Origin of the sequence: Flexistipes sp., assembly GCF_036172515.1 — a bacterium.
Taxonomy (GTDB): domain Bacteria; phylum Chrysiogenota; class Deferribacteres; order Deferribacterales; family Flexistipitaceae; genus Flexistipes.
Genome location: NZ_JAXKVW010000004.1, coordinates 12,499 through 35,140 on the forward strand (window position 1 = coordinate 12,499; position 22,642 = coordinate 35,140).

Consider the following 22,642-nt stretch of genomic DNA (forward strand, 5'->3'; position numbering starts at 1 on the left):
TGTAACCTATTTCACTGTTTATTTGTCAATAAGAAATATCTTGTTTCTCTCCCATTTTTTAAATAGCTATGCCGATTTAATAGAGAAATAGTGAATTGACAAGGTAAAGGTAGAGGTAGAGGTAGAGGAAAAGATTGAGTTTGAGGGAGTTGAAATGGATGAGTAGCTTATTGGAATAGTGGATGAGTGGTTTGGATTTTTATGCAAGTAAATCTTTTGGAATTCAGTACGATATGTTAAAATTAAAATAAGAGATTAATTGCCTAAAGGGGCAGCGATGAAGCGGGATGACGGTATTGAAAAAACAAAAAGAGAGCTTCAGGAAAGAGTTAAAGAACTTAACTGCCTTTATCATATTTCTGAATTAATAAATAAAAAGAGCTCAAATACTGAAGATACGTTGCAATCTGTAGTGGATTATTTACCAGAAGGCTGGCAGTACCCGGAATTGGCCTGTGCACGGCTTGTTGTAGGGGAAAAAGAATTTAAATCTGCAAATTTTAATACTACACAATGGAAACAGGAAGCGGATATTTTGGTTGAAAATCAACGGGTAGGTTGTTTGGAGATATTTTATTTGCAAAAAATGCCGGAGGCTGATGAAGGCCCTTTTCTAGTATACGAGCGTAAACTGCTTAATAATATTGCAGATATGCTCGGAAAATATATTGAGAGAAACCGGACTGTCAAATCTTTGCGGGAAAGAGAAAAAAATTTCAGACTCATCCTTAATTCCATAGGAGATGCTGTTATTGTAACAGATACAAAGGGTGCTATTGTTCAGATGAACCCTGTCGCCGAATCTTTAACGGGTTGGACCTTATCGGAGGTTACTAATAAACCGTTTGATGAAGTCTTTAACATTGTGAACGCTTATAGCGGTAAAAAGGTTGAGAATCCGGTGAATAAAGTTTTGCAGACAGGTTCTGTGGTGGGTTTGGCTAATAATACCAAGTTAATTTCAAAAGACGGCTGTGAATATCAGATAGCTGATTCGGCTTCACCTGTAGTGGATGAATCGGGGAACGTAAACGGTGTTGTTCTGGTATTCCGGGATGTAAGCGAAAGTTATAAAATGTGGGAAGATCTGATTGAGAGTGAAAACCGTTTCCGTCAGATTTATGAGCATTTACCAACCGGTGTTGTCAGAGTTTCTCTGGACTTTATAATAGAAAATGCAAATGAGGCTTATTGCAGTATGCTGGGCTATACGGAAGCTGAATTGATAGGTATGCATCTGAGGGAGATTACGCACCCTGAAGTGTTGGAAGAAAACCTGGAGAAGCAACGTTTGCTGGCTGAGGGTAAAATAGAACACTACAGAATGGAAAAGAAATTTATTCATAAGTCCGGACAAATTGTTTACGGTATTCTGGATGCCAATCTTATCAGGGATTCCTACGGCAATCCGTCTTATTTTCTCGGTAGTGTCAATGATATCACCGAAAGAAAAGAAACTGAGGAAAAGCTGAGAAGAAGTGAAAAAAAGTTCAGGGATATTTTCAATAATTCTGCGGATTCAATATTTATTCACGATTTAAAGGGCAATATCCTTGAAATAAACGATGTAGCCTGTGAGCGTATGGGTTACAGCAGAGAAGAGATGTTGAAATTGTCGGTACTGGATATCGATTCACCGGATACCGTTCATCTTGCTTTTAAGAGAATCAGAAAAATAAAAGAAGATGGAGAATACACTTTTGAAGCGGTTCACAGAAGAAAAGACGGCTCTGTATTTCCGGTGGAGGTCAATTCCCGCTTTATAGAATACGGTAATGATACAGCAGTATTAAGCATAGTTAGGGATATTTCCGAGCGTAAAAAGATGGAAGAGGAGATGAACAAAGCTCAGAAACTTGAAAGTCTTGGAACACTGGCTGCCGGTATTGCTCATGATTTTAACAACCTTTTTATGGCGCTGTTCGGTAATATTTCCTTAGCAAAAATGAAACTTCCCGCAAACCACCCTGCTATAGAATCTCTGAATTCTGCAGAAACGGCAATGGATAGAGCTACCAGTCTTTCCAACAAACTTTTGACTTTTTCCAAAGGAGGCGAGCCGGTAAAAAAGGTTTTTAATGTGGGAGAACTTGTGAAAGAGCTGGTGGAGTTTGATCTGTCAGGCAGCAATGTGAGGGCAGAAATAGAAAAAGAAGATGATCTGTGGAAAGCTGAAGTGGATAAAAATCAGTTTCAACAGGTTGTTACAGGTATTGTGGTGAATGCAAAGGAAGCTATGCCACAAGGCGGAACATTAACGGTTAAAATGGAAAATGTCCCAATCAATGACAATTACGTTGCCGAGCTTGAGTCCGGGGATTATATTAAAATAAGTTTTTCAGATGAAGGAAAAGGGATTGAAAGGGAGAATCTTGATAAAATATTTGATCCTTTTTTTACCACAAAAAAATTCGGTTCAGGGCTGGGACTCTCCACAGCATATTCTATTATGAAGAAACATCATGGTTGTATAAAAGTTGAATCGGAGCCGGGTAAAGGTTCTACATTTATCCTGTATCTGCCGGCTGCGGATTTTGATGATTGGGATTAATTATGGGTAGTTGAGGTGGTTGAAAAGGTTGGGGATGGCTTGATGTGGACATGCTACAGTTTTAGTAGTAAAGTAAGCAAAATATTTCAAAACAATTTCCACTTCACCAGTATACAAATCAACCAATACACCACTCAACAAATTAGCAAAGTCCCACTTTTAACCAAGTACTTAGATTTTTAAATGTCCGGGAAAAGGCATTTTACTCTAAAGCCTTACTTCCCGGATGCGGTGAGAGGAACTATGAAGCGGATTTTATTGGCAGTAGATGATAAAAAAAATTTTTCTTCTATTAAAGAAATTTTGACAGACAGGTATGAGATATGTCCGTTTGATAGTCAAGCAACGGGTAAAGAATACGACCTTTGTATAACCGACAGCGACTTTTTATCAAAACATAAAGAAATATTGCAGCAATTAAGACGTAACGAGGAAAGCCAATACCTCCCCGTTTTGCTTGTAATAAATTTAAATGAAGCTGAGTTTTTGAGAAATGATATTAAAAAATATATTGATGAGGTTATAACAACCCCTCTTGATAAAGATGAACTGCTTTTCCGTGTAAGACGCATTCTGGAAATCAACAGCAAGGTTATTCATTCGGGAGAATTTTTTGACCGGAGCCACGGTTTAAGGGAAGCTATTGTTGAATGTATGCCTCTGGCCGTTTACGGGCTGGATGATAAGGGTGTGGTTTTGTCGTGGAACAGAGCTGCTGAAAAAATGTTCGGCTGGCGTGCGGAGGAAGTTATTGGGGAAACACTCCCTATTGTGCCTTCTGAAAAAGAAAATGAGTTCAGAACTCTTGTGAAACGCATTATTTCCGGTGAGTCGATAGTGGGAGTGGAACTCAGGCGCAGGAGAAAAGACGGTACAATATTTGACTGCAGGCTTTCCACAGCGCCTATAAGGGACGAAAAGAATAAAATTATCGGTATAATGGCAGCGATGGAGGATATTACCGAGGAAAAGAGAGCTGAGAAAGCTATACTGGAGAGTGAACAGAAATTCAGGGCGCTTTTTCACAGTATCAGGGATGCGATACTGATTGCAGATAATGACAGAAATATCATTGACTGCAATAAAGCTTTTACGGATATTTTCGGCTATTCTTTGGAGGAGATAAAAGGGGAGAAAACCTTTTATGTCTATGAAAACATGCAGCAGTTTGAAGAGCTCGGTGAAGCTATTAAATCACACTATGGTGATAAGCCGTTTAATTATACGGTGAATTATAAAAGAAAGGACGGGTCAGTTTTTCCCGGTGAAACAGGTGTTTTTTATCTGAAGGATGCCCATAACAATGTGACGGGTTTTATCGGCTTAATCAGGGATGTGAGTGAGCGTATCAAAAGGGAGAAAAAACTAAAAGAGAGTGAAGAGCGTTTTCGTAATATTGTGGAAGGGGCACCCGATCCCATTTTTATACAAACGGATAAGAAATTTTCTTATCTGAATCCGGCGGCATGCCGTTTATTTGGTATCAAGTCACCGGAGGAACTTATCGGAAAGCCTGTAATGGACAGATTTCATCCGGACTATCATGAGAAAGTTATTGAAAGAATACGTGCATTGAACGAAGGGCGCAAAACCGTTCACGAGCTGCTGGAGCTGCGGTTTATCAGAGTGGACGGCAGTGAAGTGTGGGTGGAGACAGCCGGTGAGCCTATTATATATGAGGGCAAACAAGGAGCACTGGTGTTTGTCAGGGATATTTCTCAAAGGAAAACAGCTGAGGATGAATTGAGAAAACTGAAAGACAATCTGGAAAAACAAGTGGAAGAGAAAACAAAAGAGCTGCAGGAGAGGGTGGCTGAGCTTGAGCGTTTCCACGAGGCAACGGTAAACAGGGAGCTGCGTATGAAAGAATTGAGAGAAGAGATAAAAAGGCTGAAATGGGAAAATGATCGTAAATGAAGTATAGAATACTTTTGATTTTACTGTTTTTGTTTGTTATTTCATTCGATTCTTTTGCCCATCAAGCTGAAATCGATAAGAAGAATACTTTAACATTCGATACCATTACGATAGGCTCAGAGCCTGATTATCCGCCCTACTGTATGATCGATGAAAACGGTAATGCAGTGGGTTTTTCCGTCGATCTTTTTAAAGCTGCTGCTGCAGCCGTTGACTTAAAGGTAAATATAAAAATAGGCATATGGAGCAAAATAAAGCGTGATCTTGCTGAAGGAAAGCTGGATGCCCTGCCCCTTGTGGGAAGAACGCCGGAAAGGGAGAAGATATTTGATTTTACAATGCCTTATCTTTCCATGCACGGAGCTGTCTTTGTAAGGGAGGGAACCAAAGGCATAAATTCGGCAGAAGATCTTAAAAACAAAGAAATTGCGGTTATGAAGGGGGATAACGCCGAGGAATTTGTCCGCCGGGAAAATATTTCCAATGAAATTTATACCACAAAGACTTTTGAAGAAGCCTTCAGAAATCTTGCCGCCGGGCAGTATGATGCAGTGATAACGCACAGGGTTATGGGGCTTCATCTGTTGGATAAAATGGGGCTGGACTCTGTAAAGCCGCTTGATTTTCAGATTCAGGAGTTCCGTCAGGATTTCTGTTTTGCCGTGCAGGAAGGAAACAGTACCCTTCTTTCCAGACTGAATGAAGGGCTTTCCATTATTATTGCAAACGATACCTATGAAAAGATACGCCTCAAATGGTTCGGACCGGCTGCAGAAGAAGGTGTAACGGCAAAAGATGTTGCCAGAATAGCCGTTTATGTTTTTATCCCGCTTTTTTTAATTATGTCGGTTATATGGATTATAGTTTTAAGAAAAGAGGTGAGAAGGCGCACGAAAAGTTTAAAAGAGGAGATATCCAGACATAAAAATACACTTGAACAGCTGCGAAAGCAGAAACTGCTGCTTAATGAAATGGAAAAAATTTCCAAAGTAGGCGGTTGGGAGTACGATGTTCAAACAGGCACCATAAACTGGACGGAAGGTATGTACAATATATACGGCTTGAGGCGTGGGGAATATGACCCTTCCGATTACAAAAAGAATACTGATTTTTATTATCCGGAATATAAAAAACAGATAATTCAAGCGTTTACCAATACGCTGGAAACAGGAAAACCTTATGAACTCCAGGCAAAGTTAGTATCGGCGGATAATGAGAAGAAATGGGTCAGGCTGAGAGGGCTTCCGGAAATTGATAATGGCAGGTTGGTGCGTGTTTATGGAAATCTTCTGGATGTAACGGAAATGAAGCTGATTAATGATGAAATTAAAGAAAGAGGAGAGCGTATAAACCTGCTTCTGAATTCAACTGCTGAAGGAATCTACGGTATCGACCTGGAGGGTAGATGCACGTTTTGTAACACTTCAGCTTTAGAGTTGCTGGGATTCGATAATAAAAATCAGGTAATCGGGAAAAATATGCATGAGCTTGCACACCATACCAGGGCGGACGGTTCTGAATATCCGGAGTCAGAGTGCAAGATTTTTCAGGCTTTTAAGGCCGGTAAAGGGACACACGCTGACGATGAAGTAATGTGGAAGTATGACGGAACAAATTTTCAGGTGGAATATTTTTCTTATCCAATCAGGCAGGATGGCGAAATTATCGGATGTGTGGTCACATTTTGGGATATAACGCAGCGTAAAGAGGCTGAGCAAGAGTTGAGAAATCTGAAAGATGATCTGGAAAGGCAGGTGGAGGAAAGAACTGCAGAACTGAAGGATAAAGTGGAGAAACTAAACAAGAGTCAGAAAGCTATGCTTTATATGGTGGAAGATTTAAACAGTATCACGGCTGAACTGCAGGAAGAAAGGAGAAAGCTTGAGTTATCCAACAAAGAGCTGGAGGCTTTTGCTTATTCGGTTTCACACGATTTAAGGGCTCCGCTCAGGGCAATAAACGGTTTTTCTGGTTTTCTTATGGAAGATTACTGGGATAAACTTGATGAAGAGGGGAAGAGACAGCTTTCTGTAATCAGGCAGAATGCTGAAAAGATGGATGCCTTGATTGCTGATATTTTGAATTTGTCACGTATATCAAGAGCAGAAATGAGTTTTGAAGAAGTAGATATGTACACACTGGCAAAATCCAAATATGATGAAATTGCAACGGATGAAGAAAAACAGGAATTTGTATTCAATGTCAGTGAACTTCCGCCTGCCGTGGGCGATGAAAATCTGCTGGGGCAGCTGTGGCAGAATTTGATAGGCAATGCACTGAAGTACAGTTCAAAATCCGAAAATAAAAGAATTGAAATCGGGTGTCGCGAAAATAATGATGAAGTCATATATTATATAAAAGACGAAGGAGCAGGATTTAACCCGAAATATAAAGATAAGTTGTTCGGTGTTTTCCAAAGATTGCATAAGGATAATGAATTTGAGGGAACAGGTGTTGGCTTAGCCGTTGTGCAGAGGATAGTTCACAGGCACGGCGGCGAAATTTGGGCTGAAAGTGAAGTAAATAAGGGAGCTGCTTTCTATTTTTCCATGCGCCGTTCTGACAAATCGTCGAAGAGTTAAAGATTTTTGTTTTTTTAGTGTCACAAGGAGGCATATATGCAGAACATCAATGATGTGGTGGAAATATTACTGGTTGAGGATAACCCCAATGACGTAGAGATGGCATTGAGAGCATTTAAAAAGAATAAGTTGGCTAACAGTATTTTTGTTGTTGAAGATGGAGAAGAAGCTCTCAATTTTATTTTTACAAAAGGTAAATTTGTCGAGAGAGCGGAGAAGAATCTCCCTAAAATAATTCTTCTTGATCTTAAATTGCCCAAGGTGGACGGACTGGAAGTTTTAAGAGAGATTAAAGGGGACGAAAATACAAAGGTTATCCCGGTAGTTGTTCTCACATCCTCAAAAGAAGAATCGGATATCGTGGAGAGCTATAAACTGGGAGTAAACAGCTATATTGTCAAACCTGTGGATTTTGATAAATTTGTTAATACAGTCAAGGACTTGGGATTTTACTGGCTTCTGCTGAATCAGCGTCCTTATTAATAAGCAAAATTGATTAGGAGAAATGAATGGATATTAATCAACCTGTTAAAATCCTGTTTGCTGAAGATGTTCCAACAGATGTTGATATTGCTAAACGCAAACTGAAAAAAGAAGGATTGGATTTTACTTACAAAGTTGTGGATACGGAAGAAGATTTTCGCAGAGAGTTGGAAGAATTTGATCCGGATATAATAGTTTCCGACTATTCAATGCCTTCTTTTGACGGTATGACCGCACTGAATATTGCCAAAGCTACAGATAAATTTTTCCCCTTTGTAATTTTTACCGGCTCCATGAATGAAGAGACTGCTGTCGCCTGTATGAAAGCCGGAGCAGACGATTATGTGATAAAGGAGCATATTGCACGGCTGCCATTTGCTGTTAAAGAAGCTTTAAATAAAAAGCAGGCACTTGTGGAAAAAAAGAAGATGGAAAATTCTCTGATAGAGAGTGAAGAGAAATTCAGAAACCTTTTTTATAACCATTCTGCTGTAAAGCTTATAATAGATCCGGAAACACTGGATATTTACGAGGCAAACAAGGCAGCTTCGGAATTTTACGGCTGGCCTATTGAAAAACTGGAAAGTATGAAGGTCACGGATATTAATGATATCGGTGAAGAAGAAGTCAGAAAAAATATTACCAAAGTGGTGAAAGGGAGTAAAAATAACTTCCAACTGAGACACTTTAAAGCCAATGGCGATATGGTTGATGTGGAGGTTTTCAGCAGTCACGTGCAAATTGGCGGTAAAGTTTATATTCATTCTATCATTCATGATATTACCGAGCAGAAAAGGTTGGAAAATCAGCTGAGACAGTCACAGAAGATGGAGTCCATAGGCCGCCTGGCAGGAGGGATTGCCCATGATTACAATAATATACTTACCGTAATTTTGAATTATTGTGAGCTTGCATTAATGGAGCTGGACCCTTCAAGTGAGTTGGCAGGTTATATAAAAGAAATCAAGAAAGCCGGAGAGCGCTCCAATGAAATCACCAGCCAGCTTTTAGCCTTTGCCAGAAAACAGTCCAGCAATCCGAAAGTCCTGGATTTAAATAATTCGATTGATGAAATGATAAGTATGCTTCAGCGGCTTATTGGTGAAAGTATAGAGCTTATATGGCTGCCTGATTCCGGTGTGTGTCCGGTAAAAATGGATCCTTCGCAGCTGCACCAGATTCTGGCGAATTTATGTATAAATGCAAGAGATGCAATCGGTGATTCAGGTAAGATTACTATAGAAACAAATTGTGTATCAATTGATGAAAGCTACGCCAAAACAAATCCCGGTTTTCTGCCGGGGGAATTTGCAATGCTTGCTGTCAGTGACAACGGATGCGGAATGGATAAAAGCACGGTGGAGAATATTTTTGAACCTTTCTTTACCACCAAAGGAGCCGGTGAAGGTACAGGACTGGGACTTTCAACGGTTTACGGTATTGTGAAGCAGAACGGAGGATTTGTTAATGTTTACAGCGAAATAGGTGAGGGCACCACATTTAAGATTTACCTGAAATGTGAATCAGGAAGGGTGGAGAAAACAGAGGAAATACAAAAGGCTGCACCTTCTGAGAGTAAAGGGGAGACGGTACTGATTGTAGAAGATGAAGAGGCGATTCTGAGGATAGCCGAAAAGATGCTTGAAACTCTTGGTTATAATTTATTAACTTCAAATAATCCTCTGGAAGCTTTGCAAATTGCGGAAGAATACAGGGGTGACATAGATATTGTGGTTACTGATGTGGTAATGCCGGATATGGACGGCAAAAAGATGTCGGATAAAATAACTAAACTTTACCCGAATGCAAAGGTTTTATTCATGTCGGGATATACGTCCAATGTAATCGGGCAGCACGGCTTATTTGAGGATAACGTTAATTTTATTCAGAAGCCCTTCAAAATGAATGATTTGGAAATGAAAATAAGAGAAATTCTTGATGGGAGATAATGAAACACCGGAAGGATTTTAGTTTTTAAAACTGGCAGTTTCGACGAGAAAATTGGTTATCACAATTTGTTATGTCATTTTTCCCCCGGAGCAGACGGGAAATGAATTTTAAGAGGTGGATATGGCGAATATCATTACAGCATCCCGCATTCCATTGCTTTTTCTTTATCTTTATCTGCTGTATTCACAAAACTCCACTTTGATTTTCACTGCCGTTTTACTTATAATTTTGTTTATGGCTATGGATATGCTGGACGGGATGGCTGCAAGGAAACTTGGTCAGACCTCCCTTGTTGGCAGTGTGCTTGATATTGCTGTGGACAGGATTTACGAATTGGTCTTGTGGTTCATTTTTGCCGATATGAATCTTATCTCGATTTTTATTCCGCTGGTTGTTGTCATACGAACGGTTTTAACAGATGCCTTCAGAAGTCTGGGTGTTAAAGAAGGGACTGCACCGTTTAAGCAGCACAGTTTGTTTTGGGCAAAATTCCTTGTGGCATCACGGTGGATGAGGGCGGTATACGGAGTATCCAAAGTGGTTGCATTCAGCGGGCTTACGCTTGTTTTGGCTTTGAAAATGCAAAATTTTGGCCGGTCTGATGAACTTCTGCTGTACAATGTGCATATTTTTTTCAGAGGTGTTTCTTGGTTTGCAGTATTTTTGTGTATAGTCAGGGGACTCCCCATTATTTTAAACGGTTTTAAGCTGGCATTTAAAATTGGTTCACCTGAATAAATTAAATTTATAAATATTTGGCTACTATCAGATTAGTAAATTTCGATTCATTTGAAAAAATGAATCAAAATTGGTTAAGGGGTAATGCATATGGCTGCAGGTTTGATGATAATAACTGCGGGATTAGCCGGAGGTCTGCTTTACAAAGTGGGCTGTGTATATGAAATAGATAAAAAATTGTTTCTGAAAATAAATCAATCAAAAAAACTGGACAAGGCTGATTTTCTTTTTCAAATGTTTTATCCTTTGGGTACCAAGTGGTGGTTTACGGCTGTAATCTTGTTGTTTGCTTTTGCAGTTCCGTCCAAGGGAGTGTATTTGCTGGCATCCGCAATTGTGATGTCTTTGACGGAAAGGCTTGTTAAAATATACATTAAACGCCCCCGTCCTTTTTTAAGCTTAACAGGCGTTTTTCTCCGGCAGCGGAAAAGACCGTCTGACGGGAGTTTTCCAAGCGGCGATGCATGTCGTATATGGTTTCTGGCAGTGGCCGCTTTATTTGTTTCACATTTTAATTTTCTGGTGACTTCACTTGCTTTTATTTTGGCGCTTATAGTGAGCTTGGGCAGATTGAGGCTGGGTGTACACTATTTTTCAGATGTGTGGGCCGGGAGCCTTCTGGGGACTGCCTTTGGTATATTATGGCTTTCTTATTGATGAATTTTAAATCCAAAACAACCAAACTTTAAATTAAATTAATTTTAAAAAATTTTGTATAAATGTTGAATATATCAATATGAGGAGATATTATATTAATATAGGTTAATTTAATCGAAGGGGGTTGTATGTCCAGAATTATTTTTGACAATGGCACCCACAGGTGCATAGTTTTCGACGATATACTGAATGAAGGTGAAGTTGACATGGAGGACGTTCAGTCGAATCAGTTTCTCATTGTTAATGGGGATCAGGGACTTTTGTTTGATCCGGGAGGAGCCAAGGTTTTTCAACCGCTGCACAAAGAAATCTCCAAATTCATATTTCCCAGAAAGGTTAAGAAAATTGTTATTTCGCACCAGGATCCGGACACCGGTGCCGGAATAAACTACTGGATGATTTTTTCAAATGCTGTGGCTTATGTACCTCAGTTATGGGTCCGATTTATCCCTCACTTTTGCAGACAGAGCCTTGAAAAGGATTTTTTTACACCTATACCTGAGGAGGGGATGAGAATTAACTTGAATGATTCAGAATTTATACTTCTCCCTGCTCATTTTCTCCATTCCGCCGGGAATGTGCATATGTATGATACTACCTCAAAAATACTTTTTTCTGGTGATATGGGAACATCGATTTTCCCTTTTACTGCTGAATTTGAACCTGTTGAAGATTTTGACGAGCATGTTAGGTTTATGGAAGGATTTCATAGAAGATATATAGCTTCCAATAAAGTGTGTAAATTGTGGGCTAATATGGTTAGAGATCTGGACATTGAAATGATTATTCCTCAACACGGGCGTAAATATTTTAAAGGTAAAGAGATGGTTAACAGGTTCATCGATTGGGTGGACAATCTGCAGTGCGGCATCGATCTATTTGACCGAAATATATATACTATACCTTCTGAATAGAACTGCTCTTAGTTGTAAATATTGAGAAGGAAACATAGATGGGTTTTTAATAAACGGCATTGCCAATGAATTACATAATGTTACATGAATCAGGAGAACTGCAAAAAATCAAAGATGATTTGTTAAAAGTCCTGGGGTGCTGTACCCTCTGTCCCCGCAAATGTAAAGTTAACCGTCTGAAAGATGAAATAGGTTACTGCGGTACCGGCAGGCAAGCAAAGGTTGCTTCATCTAATCCTCATTTTGGTGAAGAGCCTTCTTTGACAGGCAGATACGGCTCAGGAACGATCTTCTTCAGCTCCTGCAATTTGCTGTGCAGTTTCTGTCAGAACTATGAAATCAGTCATTTGAACTACGGGCGGGAAGTTTCTCCTTTGCAGCTGGCTTCAATGATGTTGGATCTGCAGAGTGCCGGCTGCCATAATATAAATTTTGTAACCCCCACACATGTTATTCCTCAAATAATCGAGGCTTTGATTCCGGCTGTTGAAAAGGGGCTGAATATTCCTCTGGTCTATAATTGCAGGGGTTATGAAAACCCTGAGACACTTGAGTTAATTGAAGGTGTTATAGATATTTATCTGCCCGATTTCAAATTCTGGGATAATGAAATAGCTATGAGATACTGCAATGCAGGTAATTACCGGGATTATGCTGCCAAAGCGGTAATTCAAATGCACAGACAGGTGGGTGATCTGCATATTAACGAAGAAAATATTGCTGTAAAAGGAGTTTTGGTGAGACATCTTATTATGCCGGAAGGGGCAGCAGGGACAGGCAATATTATGAAATTTTTGGCTGAGGAGGTATCCACTGATGCGTATGTTAATCTTATGGATCAGTATTTTCCCTGTGGAGAAGCTGCGGGAGATAGTCTAATTGGAAGAAGAATCACTCCGGAGGAATTTACCAAAGCTTATAAACAAACGTTGGCTGCAGGGATAAGAAGAATTTTAATTTGACCTTAATATTTAAGTACTTGTTTGGAAATGTAACTTTTTTAGTGAAATAGAGAAGTAGCGGGATGGAAAAATGATGAAATAGTATTTAGGTCCCATCCCAACAAACTTTATCTACCTCTAATACCAGGCGCACAAATCTTCAATCTAATACAATCTTTAGTATCATAATTTTTATAGTGTCTTTCGTAAAATAACCAAGGTAAAATTTTGTGTGCGCGGCTGGCACCTCAAATACTTTTAATTACCTCAACTACCTCTAAATACCTCCAACTTATTTAAAATATGACAGCAGATCCTTCTTTCCTTTTTTTGTAAGATCTGCTTTTACATTTTTTGCCAGAGAATCTCTGACATTGTCATCCAGCTGCTCAACAATACGGTTGTTTATAGTTTTTTCAGCAGCCAGATACCATTTTTTCGGTTTATGTTTGTTGATTATTTTGTTGATTTCCTCGACAATTGTTTTGATAACATTTTTTTCGATTTCCTGTTCAAGGTTATGCGGTTCTCCGTAGCTTTTCACCACATTGCCTCCGCCCTGATCTCTTCCGAAACGTCCGGCTTGATCTGTAACTTTTTCGCTGAATTTAGTCCTTGCATCAACGTTCGCAAATTTTTTGATCATTTCCAGTCTCGGAGATTCCATGATTTCTTCAATTACTTCATAAGCTTCGAAGTATCCTGCGTCCGTTACAATAATTATTTCGGACATAGTGCCTCCTTTTGACAATTAACTGTTAAAGAACTGCTCCACACTTATATTATAATATGTTCTCCTTTCATTTGCCATATCATTTTCAATGAATTTACAATGCTATAAATAAAATATGGCTGAAAGATGTAAGTGACGGATAAGTTGATTATTTAAGCAGACAGAATATGTGGGATTAGTATAATATATTTTCAGAGCAGCAGCTCAAATTTCTGGGCATAAACTTTTGTACCCCATCCTTCATCTTCATGTTCACTAACAAGGGTGAAACCGAATTTTTCATAAAGATGCCGGGCAGCATTTAAGCCTCTGAACGTCCATAAATAAATTTTGGGATAACGTTTTTGCTGGCAGAATGTAATAGCTTTTTCCATTAGCTTGCCGCCTGTTCCTTTACCTCTCAGAACACCTGACATAATAAACCAACGGAGATGTGCCCCTTTGCTTTCAGCGTCAATTCCGTCTATTGTTATTGAACCTTCGATGCGGCTGTTTGAGACAGCATTCCAGAATCCGTCTCTGTTTTCATCATAGCGGTCTATAAACTCGGCAAGCTCCCGGGCTATTTTTGACTCGAAGAAAACGCCGAAATCCCAGTTTTGGTAATAGTAACTTCCGTGCAGCTCTACAACTCTGCCTATAATCCCAGTTTTGGTAATAGTAACTTCCGTGCAGCTCTACAACTCTGCCTATAGATCCAGGGATATAGCCTTTTGTTATTCTTATTTCATGCATTTGGGTCTCCATAGGATGTTTTTATATATGATATTTTGTTTATCTATTTTACCATTTCTCTATCTCCCTATTTCTCTATTTTCCCCCTTCACCATCTCAACAATAACGTTGCGCTATTGTCATAACTCTTAAAAAATGGGAGAGTAGCAGGAATAATATAAGAATATGTATTAAGTAGTCCGGCCGCTGTCAACCCTTGTAAGAATAAGTGCTCCCGCTGCGAACAGTATGATTAAAGAAAGAATACTGTAACGGTTACTCCCGCTGAATAGAGCAACTAATCCCATCATAAAGGGACCCAATACGGCTGCAAACTTTCCCAGCATATTGTAGAACCCGAAAAATTCTCCCGATTTATCATCAGGAATCAACCGGGCAAAAAAGCTCCTGCTTAATGCCTGTATACCTCCCTGAAAAAGCCCGACCAACACTGCTATTGTATAAAACTGCCAAATCTCCTGCATAAAAAATCCGAAAACTGTGATAAAACAGTATGCAATAATTCCTGTGAGGAGGGCTTTTTTTACACCTATTCTGATCCCGATCCATCCGTAAATAAGTGCTGCCGGGAATGCCACAAACTGCACCAGCAGCAAAGCTTTAATGAGGGATTCAGAAGGAAAATTCATGCTTGCACCGTAATCCACTGCCATTTTTATGATTGTGTAAACGCCGTCTATATAGAACCAGTATGCTATAAGGAAAAGTACCACCTGCTTGTACTGCTTTATATGTATAAACGTATCTTTAAGCTGTTTCCACCCTGAGTGAAATGAGCCGATGAGGGATATATGAATTTCGTTTTTCGGTTCCTTAACAAAAAGAATTAAAGGAATAGTAAAAACAGCCCACCAGCAGGCAACGGATATAAATGCAATCCGAACAGCGGTTGTACTGTCAGGAATTCCGAAAAACGACGGTTTCAAATACATTAAAACATTTGTAAGAAATAAGATCCCACCACCGATGTAACCGAGGGCAAAACCCAGTGATGAAACGACATCCCTTTTTTTAATTGAAGCAACATCGGTAATAAGGGAATCGTAAAACAGATTGCCTCCGGCGAATCCAGCGTATGCTGTGAAATAAAAAAGGAGAGCCGGCAGCCACTCTCCTTCGGATACAGCGAAAAGAGAGAAGGTGTTTACTATTCCCAGAAATGCGAAACAGATGAGCATCTTCTTTTTCATACTCCCCTTATCTGCAGCGGCTCCCAAAAATGGCGCAAGTACAGCTATTATGACTGCAGAAAGAGAGTTGGCTGTACCAAGATAGAATGTACTTTTCTGGAAACTGAGATTAACAGCCCAGAACTTTTTGAAAAATAACGGGAAAAACCCCGCCATAACGGTAGTGGCGAATGCACTGTTTGCCCAGTCGTAAAAAGCCCATCCCCAGATTGCCTTTTTCTCATCTTTCATTCCGCAGATTCCTGTTTACTGTAAAATTTTGATTACGGTATATGTATCTTTATGTTAATTCACAAATGACAATCTGTCTATGCATTTGCAATAGGTGTCTTGAAACATTGAGTAAAGGAAAGGAGGAAAATTTAAATAAACTGAATATATTTTTTTCAAAAGAGCATATTGTTATTTTTTTGTGGTATAATTATATAAAAATGAGTTTTAAACTGTTTGAGAGGGTATCTTTATGCCATTAAAGGATTACCAGCAAAAGATTCTGGATTTGCTGAAAGACAAAGAGCTTGCACTTTCTGAACTTTACAAGGAGATTTCGGAGAAATTTTATCAAAATGAGGAATTCTGGAGCAGCTTGTCAGAGGAAAAGCTGTACAGGCTCCAACAGATTGAAGAGTTGTGTGACCAGGCTAAACAGGAAAAAATGGGCTTTGATGAAAAAAAGACCAAAACGTACACTTTGTATACGTTTATGGAGAGCATTCAGGATATAAAAGATCAGCTGCGGAATAATGAATTAAATGAAATTAAAGCCCTTTCACTTTGCCATGACCTTGAAAATTCTATATTGGAACGTCGTGTTTATGAATATTTTATCCCTTATAATGATAAACAAAAAAAGGTACTTGATAAACTGAAAATTGATATCAATGATTTTTTAAAAAATATCCAGGCACAAAAAAATAAGATTGTCAGTGGTTAATCGCTAAAGTATCTTGCAGAAATACTTTTTTGTTTATCGACATTATATAGAGACTTTTTCTTCTTCAATCAAAGATTTTTTATTCACAACCATATCAAATTATTTATAAACCTAAAAACAGTACCATTCATTATACTTGTAGAATATTCTACATTCATGAGAAAATCTTTCACACCTGATAAAAGCAGAAAATATAGTTTTCATTGTATATCAATATATTAAGATAAGTTCATATTTTGGCATGTTCTGTGCTTTATAGATTACTAAATAATTTTATAGGAGAAACTATATGAAAAAAACAGCAATCATTTTAGGAATCCTGGCACTTGGTGTCAGCGTTGCGATAGCTTATGGCCCCGGTATGCCAAGAGGCTATCAAGGTGGAATGCACGGTTACGAACATCCCGGAGGAATGATGGGTGGATATTATGGTCAACCCCAAGGCGCACCGGCCTACGGAAGAGGTGTTATGCCGGGCTACAATTGCCAGGGACCTTACACCTATGGCAATCAGCAAAGTGGACAAATTGGTAAAGATGAAGCGAAAGGTAAAGTAACCAGCTTTATGAAGAATAACCTCAAAGGGTTCAAAATTGTAGATCAGGAACAAGTTTCGGTAGCAAGAAGATCTATTCATGAATTTACAGTAGAAGATGATAATGGAAATCGTTTTCTGCTCAGGGTTAACCCGTTTGGTTATGTTATGGGGCCTTTCCCTGCAGGAAATTTTAGGCAGCAGTAGAAGAGGGCTTTGATCTATTTCTGCTTGCTTCAAATATTAAAAGAAAAATTTACAGGAGGTAATTTTATGAGTTTAATAAGAAAAATACTTTATACAGCAACAGCAGCTATGACACTGTTTATTGTCGCGGCTTGTGGCGGTGGTTCCGGTTCTTCAGGTGATTCAACACAGAATTTAGGGACAAATGATGGCACACAAAGCTCAAGCGGTTCTTTGTCAGGTGTGGTTATTGACGGTTATTGGCAAGGTGCTGAGGTGTTTATGGACTTCAATGGTAATTTTGAACATGATGAAAATGAGCCTTTGGTTACTACTGATGCATATGGTCAATACAAATTTGAGAATCTGGACAATGACTCATTCGGTCATCCGGTTGTGGCAAAAGGTACAGCGGGAGTTACTTTTGATGACGGCTTGGGACAGTATTTAACGGATAATATTACCATGGTTTCTCTCGATAATGATTCAATGAGGGTAGTGTCACCTTTTACCTCTCTTCACTGGTACTATATGAATAATGACAATATGACTTTCGAAGAAGCTCGAAATAAAGTGATGGAAGAGTTTGGATTACCATCCCATCAGGCGATATTTGAAGATTTTGTAGAAAAAAGCTATGACAATCCTTCTTACCAAAATATGGTAGATACTTCATTGAGAATGGGAGAATATATGGGTTATTACTTCTCTTCAGACAACAGCACCAACATGAGAGAAGAGATGATGAACGGTTTCACTTATATGCACCAAAATGTAGGCTGGGACAATTTTACTGATGACAATTTTCAACCCGGAATGGGAATGATGCGTGATAATTTTCCTATCAACGGTATGCCGGGAATGGGAATGAGTAACTAGTACCCACTCAATTATTCATAAACAATTTCTCAAAAGAGGGTAAGTGATGCTTGCCCTCTTTGTTTATCAGCCGACAATATCCTTCCGAAAAACTTAAAGTCATATCATTTTCTAATGCTGTATCTCTATGATAAATATGGTTAAAACAAAAAGTTAGAAAAAACTAAGTTTTTTCTTGACACCCTTGGGTTTAGATGTTAGAAGCTTCTAACTTAAATGCATACAAGTTACGTAGGGATTTAATTGCAGGAGGTTTGTATGATTGTAAAAAGCAAAATATTTTTAGCGGTGTTAACAGCATTATTTTTCGTTGTCTCATTTTCTACTGCAGAAGCAGCCGGGTCATGGAATGATGTGACATCTGAAATCAAGGAATATGTGGATAATGGTTTGGAAGAATACAATAAGGGTAATGTTAAGGCAGCAAAGCAAAATATTACTGATGCATATTTCAGGGTTTTTGAGGAAGAGGAGATGGAGCAGGCTATTCAGGCAAATATCGGTGGGCAGACTGCTTTTAAAGTCGAATATATGTTCGGCGAAATTAAAAAGCTTATGGATAAAGGTGCATCTCAGCAGGAAGTGGCGGAAATGGCCGGGTTGTTGATAAAGGACTTAAACACTTATTCAGCTCAGCTTAATGAGCTTGCTCCCAGAAAAGAGCAGAGTCCGTTCCAAAAGCTGCTGTATTCACTCCTTATAATTCTCAGGGAGGGTTTTGAAGCAATTCTTATTATAAGTGCAATTCTTGCCTATCTAATAAAATCCGGAAATAAGGAGAAAACCAAAATTGTCTACAACAGCACAGCCGCTGCGATAGGTGCCAGTATAGTAACCGCCTTTTTGTTTGAATATGTGCTGGATATCAGCGGCTTAGGACAGGAACTTCTGGAAGGTATAACGATGCTGCTGGCAACTGCAGTTCTGTTCTTCGTAAGTTACTGGCTTATAAGCAAAGTGGAAGCAAAAAAGTGGCAGAAATATATAGAGGGTAAAGTTGAGAACTCTCTTAAAACCGGCAACCTGTGGGCTCTTTGGTTTGCCGTGTTTTTGGCCGTATACAGAGAGGGAGCAGAAACAGTGCTGTTTTATCAGGCTTTGGTAGCCGATACCGATCCGTCTGCTTACGGAATGATTGCACTTGGCTTCCTGATTGGCTGTGCAGGGTTAGTTGTAATGTTTCTTGTGATTGAAAGAACCAGTTTGAAACTGCCTCTCAAACCATTTTTTCTGGGTACGAGCGCTCTTCTCTATTATCTGGCATTTGTCTTTGCCGGTCAGGGTGTTCGTGAGCTTCAGGAATCTGGAGTTATAGGGGCAACAGCGTTAAACGGTTTTCCGACAATAGGGTGGCTGGGTGTTTATCCCACCTATCAGACTGTAATTTTGCAGTCGATAATAATTGCGGCAGGCATATTTGCTGTCATGTACAACTTTATACCAAAAAGAGCAAAGGCCTGAAAAGGCTTGTTCAATAAAAAATTAACGGAGGTTTAACATGAGCATCAAAAAAACATTTTTAACATTAGCTGTTGCAGCATTTGCTGTAATGGTGAGTTACTCAAATTCCTACGCATTTAAGGAATATCCTGCGGGTGAGCCTAAAGAGGTAAACAAAATGCAAGTTGCCGCTGTATATTTTCAGGCAGCAGAGATGGAGCCTGCCGGTAAATCCGGATTATCAGCGGCAGAATCGGATATTCACCTTGAAGCGGATGTTACCGCACTGATGAAAAATCCATACGGTTTTCCATTTGGCTCCTTTGTGCCTTATTTGAAAGTTGAGTATAAACTGGAAAATCTGGACAATGGAAAAACACAGGAAGGCACATTTATGCCGATGATAGCAAGTGACGGACCTCATTACGGAGCCAATGTCAAGATGATGGGCTTAGGCAATTATAAGCTGACTTATTTCATATATTCACCTGAAAAGCAGGGGCTTGTGTTGCATGCAGATAAAATCACAGGGGTTGATAAGACACGCTTTTGGAAAAAGCCGATTGTTCTTGAGTGGGAATTTACTTACACAGGTAAGTTCTAAAATTTTTTCAGGCAGGGGGGACTCCCCTCCCCTGCCTGATTTAATAGTTTTTATAGATGAGACCGAGGAAAATATCTTTTGTTACAGGAAGGTTGTAGATGATTAAAGGAATGGCACTGACTATTTTATCCGGGATGGATGCAGTAATTCTTATCGGATTTTTGGTTGGTTATTTGAAACACACTAAAATAAAGAATGCCGGGAAAGCAGTTTTCTACGCTCTAACAGCTGGTTTACTGTTCAGTTTTTCTCTTGTTTATACATTAAAGCATTTAAGTATTGAAAAAGAGACAGAAGTCTTTTTTACTTTTACCGGATTTCTGTTGACGGTAATAATAATATTATGGGCTGTTTATCAGAAATACGGTGTAAGTGAAAACGGGCAAACAAATGATAATTTTATTCAGAAAGTTTTAATATTTGCTTACTGCCTTTATCTTGGGGTGTTATACGAAACCCACATATTCAGAGTTCCTTCAAAAATTTCTTTAGATACAATGCAGACATCCGGATTTGATACCAAACAGTTTCTCATATACTGCGGAGTAATCACGGGCATTCTGCTGCTAATATTGTTTTTGTTTGCACTTATCAATTTTCTCCGGAGATCACCAAATGATCTGAGCAGACGCTTATTGTTGACTGTAAATTTTATATATCTTGGCAAACTTTCCATAATGGCTGTATACGGGTTGATTTTTGTTGGGATTCTACCTTCAACCCCTTCTCTTATCAGTGGTGTGGCACCTTTCTACAATAATATCGGTCTGTTTTCATACTTTTTTCTGTTTGCCACGGGAGTGATCTTAATTTTGAATTTGTTTATAAAAACAGGTGATCATATTGGTTATGAAGGTCTGAACAGAGCTGAAATCCGTAAAATCAAGGCACGGAAAAAGAAGAGAGTTTTCTGGATAAAATTTCCGGCAACTCTGGCAGGTGTTTTTATTTTAATACTTTCAGCGAATTATATTTCCATGAACCGCACTGTCAGCTTAGTACCCGCTGTACCTTTAAAGCCTGTGGATGGCGTATTTGAAATAGATAAAGAAAAAGTTAATGACGGAAAACTGCATAGATTCTCCTATGAAACGAAGGAAGATGTTATCATTAAATTTTTTATAATAAGAAAAACTGAAGATGCATACGGGGTAGTTTATGATGCCTGTGATATATGCGGTGCTGCAGGTTATTATCAGCAGGAAAACAATGTAATCTGCAGACGTTGTGATGTGCTTATGAACAAAGCAACAATAGGCTTTCCCGGCGGTTGTAATCCCATACCTATTAATTTTCGGGTAGAGAACGGAAAAATATATATAACCAAAAAAGAACTGCTTAAAAAAGAAGACATTTTCAGGGGTTAGGAGAGAGTCGGATGTTTCTGAGACTTATTAAACGTACTTTTACAAAAGGTTTTAAATCAAAGATATTGGCTGTTGCCGCCATTATGCTCGGCACCTCTATGGCTACAGCAATGCTGGGTATATCGATGGATATCGGTGACAAAATGAACAGGGAGTTAAAGTCATACGGCTCAAATATCGTTGTAAAACCTGAATCGGCATACATACCTGCTGAAATTAAAGGTGTGGAAATAGGAGGGAAAAAAGGCAGCAGAAAATTTTTAACAGAAGAGGACGCTTTGAAAATAAAAATGATTTTCTGGCGTCACAACATTGTGGATTTGGCCCCTTATCTCAAAGTGCAGGCTGAGGTTAAAGGGGAGAAAACTGCTGTTAATGGCACCTGGTTTGACGATGAAAAAAGGATTCCTACAGGGGAAAAATACAAGCTGGGGATAAAAGATTTAAAGTCGTGGTGGGAAATAAAGGGTGAATGGATACAAAGTGGTAAGAAAAAGAATCTCGCTATGGTGGGAGAGGAATTTGCATCTGAAAACAATATCGGTAAAGGAGACTTGATACAACTTAAATTTAAAAAAGACGGTAAAGACATAGTAAAAGAAGTGAAAGTCAAGGGCATTATCAGCAGCGGTGATGAAGCGGAATATCAAATCTTTGTCCCCTTAAAATTTCTGCAATCTGCTCTGAATAGGGGGAATAAAATTGAAAAGATTGAAGTGAGTGCTCTGACTTCGCCGGTTAACGACTTAGCCCGAAAAGCGGGCAATAATCCTGAGAGCCTGACAGCAGAGGAGTTTGAAACGTGGTATTGTACGGCATATGCTAATTCTATAGCTTATCAGATAGAGGAAGTTATTCCGGGTGCGGTGGCAGAACAGGTGCGGCAGATTTCAGAGTCAGAAAGCAAAATACTTGGTAAAATAAATCTTCTCATGGTTCTTGTTACAGTTGCTGCCCTGATAAGTTCTTCACTCGGAATTTCCAGCATTATGACGACAAAAGTTCTGGAGAGAAAGCAGGAGATAGGGCTTATGAAGGCAATAGGTGCGGAGGATACGAATATTGTGATGTTCTTTCTGGCTGAGATAGTTATTTTTGCCTTGGCAGGGGGGTTCCTTGGATTCTTTTTGGGAAGTGCGTTTGCCAATATTATAGGGATAAAAGTTTTCGGTATCCCTGTTGCTATGAAACTACTGCTGGCGCCATTTGTTATTATACTGGCTGTTATTGTCGCTCTGGTGGGAAGTATCTCTCCATTGAAAATAGTTTTAAAGCTGGATCCGGCTGAAGTTTTGCACGGATAGGA

19 protein-coding genes are annotated in these 22,642 nt (G+C 39.1%); 16 read left to right on the top strand and 3 right to left on the bottom strand.

The features are described 5' to 3' along the window. Window positions 1-277: 277 nt before the first annotated feature. The 9 genes from UMU13_RS04205 to UMU13_RS04245 all read left to right on the top strand — a co-directional run bounded on the left by UMU13_RS04205 (window position 278) and on the right by UMU13_RS04245 (window position 12,754). Complete coding sequence (locus tag UMU13_RS04205) at window positions 278-2,551, top strand: PAS domain S-box protein (RefSeq protein ID WP_328217337.1); 2,274 nt, start codon at window positions 278-280, stop codon at window positions 2,549-2,551. 243 nt (window positions 2,552-2,794) lie between these two features. Further along, entirely contained in the window at window positions 2,795-4,468 is a 1,674-nt protein-coding gene (locus UMU13_RS04210; RefSeq protein ID WP_328217338.1) for a PAS domain S-box protein, read from the top strand. Further along, a complete protein-coding gene (locus UMU13_RS04215) occupies window positions 4,465-7,050 on the top strand; it encodes a transporter substrate-binding domain-containing protein (protein WP_328217339.1) in 2,586 nt (861 codons plus the stop codon). The genes UMU13_RS04210 and UMU13_RS04215 overlap by 4 nt, the downstream gene beginning before the upstream one ends. 36 nt (window positions 7,051-7,086) lie before the next feature. After that, a complete protein-coding gene (locus tag UMU13_RS04220) occupies window positions 7,087-7,533 on the top strand; it encodes a response regulator (protein WP_328217340.1) in 447 nt (148 codons plus the stop codon). Between the two features lie 26 nt (window positions 7,534-7,559). Beyond that, a complete protein-coding gene (locus tag UMU13_RS04225) occupies window positions 7,560-9,482 on the top strand; it encodes a response regulator (protein WP_328217341.1) in 1,923 nt (640 codons plus the stop codon). 121 nt (window positions 9,483-9,603) lie between these two features. After that, window positions 9,604-10,221 (top strand): CDP-alcohol phosphatidyltransferase family protein, encoded by a 618-nt coding sequence (locus UMU13_RS04230; protein ID WP_328217342.1) that lies wholly within the window; start codon window positions 9,604-9,606, stop codon window positions 10,219-10,221. A gap of 90 nt (window positions 10,222-10,311) precedes the next feature. Next, window positions 10,312-10,878, top strand: coding sequence for a phosphatase PAP2 family protein (locus tag UMU13_RS04235; RefSeq protein WP_328217343.1), 567 nt, complete (start codon window positions 10,312-10,314; stop codon window positions 10,876-10,878). Window positions 10,879-11,006: 128 nt separating this feature from the next. Then, entirely contained in the window at window positions 11,007-11,792 is a 786-nt protein-coding gene (locus tag UMU13_RS04240; protein ID WP_328217344.1) for an MBL fold metallo-hydrolase, read from the top strand. A 65-nt stretch (window positions 11,793-11,857) separates the two neighbouring features. Further along, entirely contained in the window at window positions 11,858-12,754 is an 897-nt protein-coding gene (locus UMU13_RS04245) for a radical SAM protein (RefSeq protein ID WP_328217345.1), read from the top strand. 271 nt (window positions 12,755-13,025) lie between these two features. On the opposite strand, the gene UMU13_RS04250 is transcribed toward UMU13_RS04245, so the two are convergent. From UMU13_RS04250 to UMU13_RS04260, 3 genes are all read right to left on the bottom strand, one after another. Beyond that, entirely contained in the window at window positions 13,026-13,466 is a 441-nt protein-coding gene (locus UMU13_RS04250; protein ID WP_328217347.1) for a host attachment protein, read from the bottom strand. 191 nt (window positions 13,467-13,657) lie between these two features. Then, a complete protein-coding gene (locus UMU13_RS04255) occupies window positions 13,658-14,125 on the bottom strand; it encodes a GNAT family N-acetyltransferase (RefSeq protein WP_328217528.1) in 468 nt (155 codons plus the stop codon). Window positions 14,126-14,371: 246 nt separating this feature from the next. After that, window positions 14,372-15,622, bottom strand: a complete 1,251-nt coding sequence (locus tag UMU13_RS04260; protein WP_328217348.1) for an MFS transporter — start codon at window positions 15,620-15,622, stop codon at window positions 14,372-14,374. A 232-nt stretch (window positions 15,623-15,854) separates the two neighbouring features. Here UMU13_RS04260 and UMU13_RS04265 point away from each other — a divergent pair, with 232 nt between their 5' ends. The 7 genes from UMU13_RS04265 to UMU13_RS04295 all read left to right on the top strand — a co-directional run bounded on the left by UMU13_RS04265 (window position 15,855) and on the right by UMU13_RS04295 (window position 22,640). Then, a complete protein-coding gene (locus UMU13_RS04265; protein ID WP_328217349.1) occupies window positions 15,855-16,325 on the top strand; it encodes a hypothetical protein in 471 nt (156 codons plus the stop codon). A gap of 289 nt (window positions 16,326-16,614) precedes the next feature. Beyond that, window positions 16,615-17,067, top strand: a complete 453-nt coding sequence (locus UMU13_RS04270; protein WP_328217350.1) for a PepSY domain-containing protein — start codon at window positions 16,615-16,617, stop codon at window positions 17,065-17,067. A 66-nt stretch (window positions 17,068-17,133) separates the two neighbouring features. Further along, the gene (locus UMU13_RS04275; RefSeq protein WP_328217351.1) at window positions 17,134-17,925 is read left to right on the top strand and encodes a hypothetical protein; all 792 of its coding nucleotides are present in this window, start codon (window positions 17,134-17,136) and stop codon (window positions 17,923-17,925) included. Between the two features lie 258 nt (window positions 17,926-18,183). Beyond that, window positions 18,184-19,386, top strand: coding sequence for an FTR1 family iron permease (locus UMU13_RS04280; protein ID WP_328217352.1), 1,203 nt, complete (start codon window positions 18,184-18,186; stop codon window positions 19,384-19,386). A gap of 37 nt (window positions 19,387-19,423) precedes the next feature. Further along, window positions 19,424-19,969 (top strand): iron transporter, encoded by a 546-nt coding sequence (locus UMU13_RS04285; RefSeq protein ID WP_328217353.1) that lies wholly within the window; start codon window positions 19,424-19,426, stop codon window positions 19,967-19,969. A gap of 98 nt (window positions 19,970-20,067) precedes the next feature. Beyond that, on the top strand, window positions 20,068-21,336 hold the full coding sequence (locus UMU13_RS04290) for a DUF2318 domain-containing protein (RefSeq protein ID WP_328217354.1): 1,269 nt from the start codon (window positions 20,068-20,070) through the stop codon (window positions 21,334-21,336). A gap of 11 nt (window positions 21,337-21,347) precedes the next feature. Further along, on the top strand, window positions 21,348-22,640 hold the full coding sequence (locus UMU13_RS04295; RefSeq protein WP_328217355.1) for an ABC transporter permease: 1,293 nt from the start codon (window positions 21,348-21,350) through the stop codon (window positions 22,638-22,640). Window positions 22,641-22,642 lie beyond the last annotated feature (2 nt).